This window comes from Sphingobium sp. (assembly GCF_035511395.1).
Taxonomy (GTDB): domain Bacteria; phylum Pseudomonadota; class Alphaproteobacteria; order Sphingomonadales; family Sphingomonadaceae; genus Sphingobium.
On record NZ_DATKFP010000031.1, the window covers coordinates 1 to 4,228 of the forward strand.

General features: G+C 64.3%; 6 protein-coding genes. All 6 read right to left on the reverse strand.

Annotation, left to right across the window (positions count from 1 at the left end; genetic code table 11):
• Positions 1-36: 36 nt before the first annotated feature.
• The 6 genes from VMR39_RS01515 to VMR39_RS01540 are packed head-to-tail and all read right to left on the reverse strand — an operon-like array spanning position 37 to position 4,118.
• On the reverse strand, positions 37-315 hold the full coding sequence (locus VMR39_RS01515; RefSeq protein ID WP_025548196.1) for a 2Fe-2S iron-sulfur cluster-binding protein: 279 nt from the start codon (positions 313-315) through the stop codon (positions 37-39).
• A 4-nt stretch (positions 316-319) separates the two neighbouring features.
• The gene (locus tag VMR39_RS01520) at positions 320-532 is read right to left on the reverse strand and encodes a 2-hydroxymuconate tautomerase (protein WP_037508667.1); all 213 of its coding nucleotides are present in this window, start codon (positions 530-532) and stop codon (positions 320-322) included.
• Entirely contained in the window at positions 533-1,303 is a 771-nt protein-coding gene (locus tag VMR39_RS01525; RefSeq protein WP_037508671.1) for a 2-keto-4-pentenoate hydratase, read from the reverse strand.
• A 10-nt stretch (positions 1,304-1,313) separates the two neighbouring features.
• Positions 1,314-2,345: a 4-hydroxy-2-oxovalerate aldolase gene (gene dmpG, locus VMR39_RS01530; protein WP_037508674.1), complete on the reverse strand. Its 1,032-nt coding sequence runs from the start codon at positions 2,343-2,345 to the stop codon at positions 1,314-1,316.
• Positions 2,342-3,280 (reverse strand): acetaldehyde dehydrogenase (acetylating), encoded by a 939-nt coding sequence (locus VMR39_RS01535; protein WP_037508677.1) that lies wholly within the window; start codon positions 3,278-3,280, stop codon positions 2,342-2,344. The genes dmpG and VMR39_RS01535 overlap by 4 nt, the downstream gene beginning before the upstream one ends.
• A gap of 25 nt (positions 3,281-3,305) precedes the next feature.
• Entirely contained in the window at positions 3,306-4,118 is an 813-nt protein-coding gene (locus tag VMR39_RS01540; protein ID WP_037508679.1) for a 2-keto-4-pentenoate hydratase, read from the reverse strand.
• Positions 4,119-4,228 lie beyond the last annotated feature (110 nt).

The following is a 4,228-nucleotide window of genomic DNA, read 5'->3' on the forward strand; positions in this document are numbered from 1 at the left end:
TTCAGTTGAGTAGCCATCTTAAAACTCCTTCCAACCTTATTCCACTGCAATGACCAGATCTTCGGCCGGGAACAGACGGCAAGCCAAGGCATAACCTGCCTGGCGATCGCTATCCGACACCTTCGCCGCACTCATCTTGCCGGTCCGGTAATCGCCTTCGACTACCCTCACCCGGCAAATTCCGCATCCGCCGCCCCGGCAACCAACCCCGATATCGCCGGCACCACAACGTTCCATTGCGAGGAGGACCCGCTCGTCCCCGCCGCAGGTGAACTCGCCGCCGCCAACCACGCGGATTTGATAGAGGCCGGTCACGGTCCTAGCCTTGTCCAGCCGCCTTCGCGGCCGCTTTGGCAGCGAAGGTCTCTCCACCCACCGCGAAATGGCCCGGCGGCATCTCGCGCAGGATGATGCGAACCGATTCGCGCGGCGCACCGATCGCTTCGATGGCGGCAGCGGTCAAAGCCTGGATCAACCGCTCCTTGTCGTCGGGAGTCCTCCCTTCGAGCAAGTTGACCTCGATGATCGGCATTCAGGCCTCCACCTGGAACATGACCGAACCCAGCCCTTGGACGGTCGTGCGCACCGTTTGACCAGGTGCCAGATTGGGCGCGGCGGTGATCCCGCCCGCCATCACGATGTCCCCGACCGAAATCTCCTCACCAGCTTCGGCAACAAGCCTGGCTGCCGCGACCAGCGAGCGTAGTGGGTGGCCGAGAATCGCGGCGGTCGAGCCGATTTGCTTCACTTCCCCGTCGATTTCGAGGTACACGCCGAGGTTCGAGAAATCCATTGCTGGATCGTTCCAGGAGCCGATCACCAGCCCGGACGACGAGGTGTTGTCGGCGATGACATCGGACAACGCGAACTTGAAGTTCTCATAGCGGCTGTCGATGATTTCCATGGCCGGGGCAATCGCCTCGACCGCCGCCAGCGCGGCCGCCGCCGTCACCTTACCGGCCAGCGGCGCCTTCATCAAAAAGGCGACTTCCGGCTCGACCCGCGGATGGACAAAACGCGCCCGCGACATGGCCGTGCCCTCCTCGATCAGCATAGCATCGGTCAAGCGCCCCCAGGCGACCTCGTCGACCCCGACCTGCAGCATCTTGGCGCGGCTCGTCAGCCCCATCTTGACCCCGATGCGGCGTTCGCCCCGCGCCAGCCGCCGATCGACCGACAGCTGCTGGACCCGGTAGGCATCCGCGACGCTCAGGTCGGGATCGGTATGGGTGAGCTGCGGTGTGGCACGCGCGTGCAAAGCGGCGCTGTCGAGGATTTCGGCGTATCGCTCAAGTTTGTCCATTGCCTTGGGCCTATGCTGCACGTGCGGAAACAAGATCGAGCGCGACATCGACGATCATGTCTTCCTGCCCCCCGACCATCCGGCGCTTGCCCAGTTCGATCAGGATTTCGCGCGTATCCAGCCCATACTGTTCGGCGGCCTTTTCCGCGTGACGCAGGAAGCTCGAATAGACCCCGGCATAGCCCAGGCTCAGCGTTTCGCGATCCACGCGCACCGGGCGGTCCTGCAACGGACGGATGATGTCCTCTGCCGCGTCCATCAGGGCCATCACGTCGCAGCCATGGTTCCACCCCTTGCGGTCGGCAGCGGCGACGAACACCTCGAGCGGGGCGTTGCCAGCCCCTGCCCCCATTCCGGCTAGGCTCGCGTCGATCCGCACCGCGCCTTCCTGGGCAGCGACGATGGAATTGGCGACACCGAGCGAAAGGTTGTGGTGGGCGTGGATCCCGCGTTGGGTTTCCGGCTTGAGGACGCGGTCATAGGCCCGCAGGCGATCGCGCACCCCGTCCATGTCGAGCGCGCCGCCGCTGTCGGTCACATAGACGCAATGCGCCCCATAGCTTTCCATCAGCAGGGCCTGCTGCGCCAGCGCCTCGGCATCGATCATGTGGCTCATCATCAGGAAACCCGAGACATCCATGCCGAGGTCGCGGGCAATGCCGATGTGCTGCTTGGCGACGTCGGCCTCGGTGCAATGGGTCGCCACCCGCACCGAGCGCACGCCGAGCGCATAGGCGCGGCGGAGTTCCTCGACCGTGCCGATACCCGGCACCAGCAATGTGGTCAGCACGGCGTTCTTGATCACATCGGCGGCGGCCTCGATCCACTCCCAGTCGGTATGCGCACCGAACCCGTAGTTGAACGACGTGCCGTTGAGGCCATCGCCGTGCGACACCTCGATCGCATCGACGCCGGCATCGTCCAGCGCCTTGGCAATGGTGCGGACACTTTCGGTGCCGTACATGTGAAGAATGGCATGCATGCCGTCACGCAGGGTGACGTCCTGGATGTAGAGCTTTCCGGTTTCGGGATTGAAGGTCATGCTGCCACCTTTTCAAGGCGTTGTTGGGCCAGACGCTCACCCGCTGCCTTGGCGGCGGCGGTCATGATGTCGAGGTTGCCGGAATATTTCGGAAGATAGTCGCCAGCGCCCTCGACCTCGAGGAACACGCTGGTCTTCAGGCCGACGAATTCGCCGTATCCGGGGATCTTCAGCGGCCGGTTCGAGCCGAACCGTTCGAACTGCACTTCCTGCTTGAGGCGATAGCCGGGCACATAGGCTTGCACGGTTTCGACCATTTCCTTGACCGAGGCGCGGATGGCGTCCTCGTCCACCTGATCGGTCAGCGTGAAGATCGTGTCACGCATGATCATCGGCGGTTCGGCGGGATTGAGGATGATGATCGCCCGGCCGCGGCCGGCACCGCCCACTATCTCGATCGCCTGCGCGGTGGTCCGGGTGAATTCGTCGATGTTCGCGCGGGTGCCGGGCCCGGCAGAACGCGAGGACACCGACGCGACGATTTCGGCGTAGTGGACCGGGGTCACCCGCGAAACCGCGGCGACAATGGGAATGGTCGCCTGGCCGCCGCAGGTGACCATGTTGACATTGCGGATTTCGCTGTCGAGCACTCCGCCGACCGGCGGAACAAAAAACGGCCCGATCGCGGCAGGGGTCAGGTCTACAACCAGCTTGCCGTCGGCTTGCAGGGCCGCATCGTGTTCCTTGTGGGCGTAGGCCGAAGTCGCATCGAACGCGATGCCAATCTCGGGGTAGGCCGGCAGCTTGCGCAGCCCTTCAATACCCTCATGGGTTGTCGCCACGCCGCGTTCGCGGGCCATGGCGAGGCCTTCCGAGGCCGGGTCGATCCCGACCACCGCCGCCAGTTCAAGGGTATCGGACCCCTTGAGCAGCTTGATCATCAAATCGGTACCAATATTTCCGGAGCCGATGATGGCGCATTTCATCTTGGTCATTCTTCGATCTCTCCGTTCATCTGCGTCAGCCGGCCTCGGCAGCGAAAGCCGCCCGCACCGTTCCGACGCCATTGATTCTCGCTTCCACGACATCGCCGCGCGCGATCCCGGCCATGGGCCCGAGCGCGCCGGACAGGATCACGTCGCCTTCAAGCAGCGGGCGTCCGACCCGGGCCATGACCCGCGCCAGCCACAGCGATGCGGTGATCGGGCTGCCGAGGCAGGCAATCCCCGCCCCTACGGAGATCGGCTCGCCCTTTGCCTCCATCACCATGCCGCATTCGCGCAGGTCGAGCGCTTCGAGCTTGCGCGGCACCGCCCCCAGCACGAACAACCCGCTCGAGGCGTTGTCGGCGACGGTGTCCCAGATGCGGATGTCCCAGTTGGCAACACGGCTATCGACGATCTCGATCGCGGGTACGACATATTCGACCGCGCGGATCATCTCGGCCGTGGTGAGATCGGGATAGAGCAGGTCCCGGCCGACCACGATCGCGATTTCGGCCTCGACCTTGGGCTGGATGACCTGATCGAGCGAGATCGGAATTCCCTCGGGCACGTCCATATCGGAAAACAGCATGCCGTAATCGGGCTGATCGACGCCAAGCTGGCGCTGCACCGCCAGCGAGGTCAGGCCGATCTTGCGGCCGACCAGGCGCCGTCCGCTGTCAAGGGCGTGCCGGGTGTTGATTTCCTGCACGGCGTAGGCGGCATCCACCCCGCCGGCCGAAATGACATCGCGAATCGGCGCCACCGGCTTGCCGCTGGCAGCCGCGCCCCTCAATTGCTCGGCCGCCTGCTGGATGGCCGTGGGATCGATAGTGGTTTCAGTCGTCATGGTCTCAGAGCTTCACGCAGATGTTTTCGGTTTCGGTGTAGAATTCGAGACTGTGCACGCCGCCTTCGCGGCCGATCCCGGAATGTCCCGAACCGCCGAATGCGGTGCGC